Annotated in this window: 2 protein-coding genes; one reads left to right on the plus strand and one right to left on the minus strand. The window is 61.6% G+C overall.

The window, feature by feature from the left end:
- Positions 1–11 precede the first annotated feature (11 nt).
- Positions 12–314 (minus strand): LexA family protein, encoded by a 303-nt coding sequence (locus NMG80_RS36950; RefSeq protein WP_254022702.1) that lies wholly within the window; start codon positions 312–314, stop codon positions 12–14.
- A gap of 38 nt (positions 315–352) precedes the next feature.
- Between NMG80_RS36950 and NMG80_RS36955 the strand changes: the two genes are divergently transcribed.
- Positions 353–1,483, plus strand: coding sequence for an IS630 family transposase (locus NMG80_RS36955; RefSeq protein WP_254022703.1), 1,131 nt, complete (start codon positions 353–355; stop codon positions 1,481–1,483).
- The last annotated feature ends 10 nt before the right edge of the window (positions 1,484–1,493 follow it).

The following is a 1,493-nucleotide window of genomic DNA, read 5'->3' on the forward strand; positions in this document are numbered from 1 at the left end:
CTAGTACCTTTTCACAGTGATGTTGACTGGTTGATTTCCAGCCATTCGAGAATGGGCAGTCGTTGCGGAGGAACAAGGATCTCGATGCTTCTTGGAACGCGGGGTTGCCGGCGAATGAGGCCGTTGCGTTCGAGGGTGACGATCATCTGATGGACCGACGGCGGACTGACCTGGAAATGGCGTTGGATGTCGGCTTCGGCGGGCGGGCACCGAAACATGTGCGCATAGGTGTAGATGAAGGCCAGGTACTGCCCCTGCTTTTCGGTGAAGCCCTTGTCGGCGGGCCGCTGTGCAGCGTCTGATTTTTGACTCATCTTTGGATTCGTCCGGTGCCTCCGACGAGGAGGCCGCAATGAACATACGTTATCGAGTGGAACTGAGCCAAGCCGAACGCGACGAGTTGAACACCATGCTGAAGGGAGGCAGGCATGCTGCCCGTAAGCTCAAGCGGGCCCAAATCCTGCTTGCCGCGGATGGCGGAAGCAGCGACGAGGAGATTGCCCGGGTGGCGGCGGTGGGCGGCTCGACCGTCTATCGCACCAAGCGCCGTTTTGTGGAGGGCAATCTGGAATACGCAATGAGCGAACTGCCGCGTCCGGGGGCCGAGCGCAAGCTGACCGGCAAGGAGGAAGCCTTGCTGGTGGCGACGGCGTGCGCGAACCCGCCTGCGGGCCGACGCCGCTGGACGCTGGAACTGCTTGCCGACGCCATGGTCAAGCTGACCGATCACGATAGTCTGTCGCACGAGACGGTGCGCCGCCGGCTGGCCGAGAACCACCTCAAGCCGTGGCGCAGGGACATGTGGTGCATTCCCCAGATCAACGGCGAGTATGTGGCACGCATGGAAGACGTGCTCGATCTCTATGCCGAAGCGCCCGATCCAAAGCGCCCGGTAGTCTGCTTCGACGAGACCCCGGTGCAGCTCATCGGCGAGGTTCGTCAGCCCATCCCCGCCGAGCCCGGCCAATTGGAGCGCTACGACTATGAGTACCGCCGCAACGGCACCGTCAATCTGTTCGTCTTTCTTGACGTGAACCGGGCTTGGCGAAGGGTCAAGGTCACCGCGCGGCGCACCGCACGAGATTATGCCCACTGCATGCGCGACCTCGTCGATGTCCATTATTCCGAGGCAAGCTGCATTCGCGTCGTGCAGGACAATTTGTCGACCCACACGGCGGGCGCCCTCTACGAAGCCTTCCCGCCGGCCGAAGCCCGCCGCATCCTGCGCCGTCTGGAATTCCACTACACGCCCAAGCACGCCAGTTGGCTCAACATGGTCGAGATCGAGATCGGCGTCCTCAACGGCCAGTGCCTGGATCGACGTATCGACAATGCCGAGCGTCTCACCAGCGAGATCGCCGCATGGGAGCGCCAGCGAAACGCTGCCGGAGCTCGTATCGATTGGATGTTCACAACCGACAAGGCCCGAGCCAAGATGGGTCGGGCCTATCCGGAAGTGGTCAAAGAGTCAGAACCACTGTGAAAAGGTACTA

The sequence above is a fragment of the Mesorhizobium escarrei genome (genome assembly GCF_935825525.1).
GTDB lineage: Bacteria > Pseudomonadota > Alphaproteobacteria > Rhizobiales > Rhizobiaceae > Mesorhizobium > Mesorhizobium escarrei.

Bases quoted from the DNA above. Each gene is read 5' to 3' on its own strand.
- NMG80_RS36950 (WP_254022702.1), bottom strand. From the start codon at position 314: ATGAGTCAAAAATCAGACGCTGCACAGCGGCCCGCCGACAAGGGCTTC.
- NMG80_RS36955 (WP_254022703.1), top strand. From the start codon at position 353: ATGAACATACGTTATCGAGTGGAACTGAGCCAAGCCGAACGCGACGAG.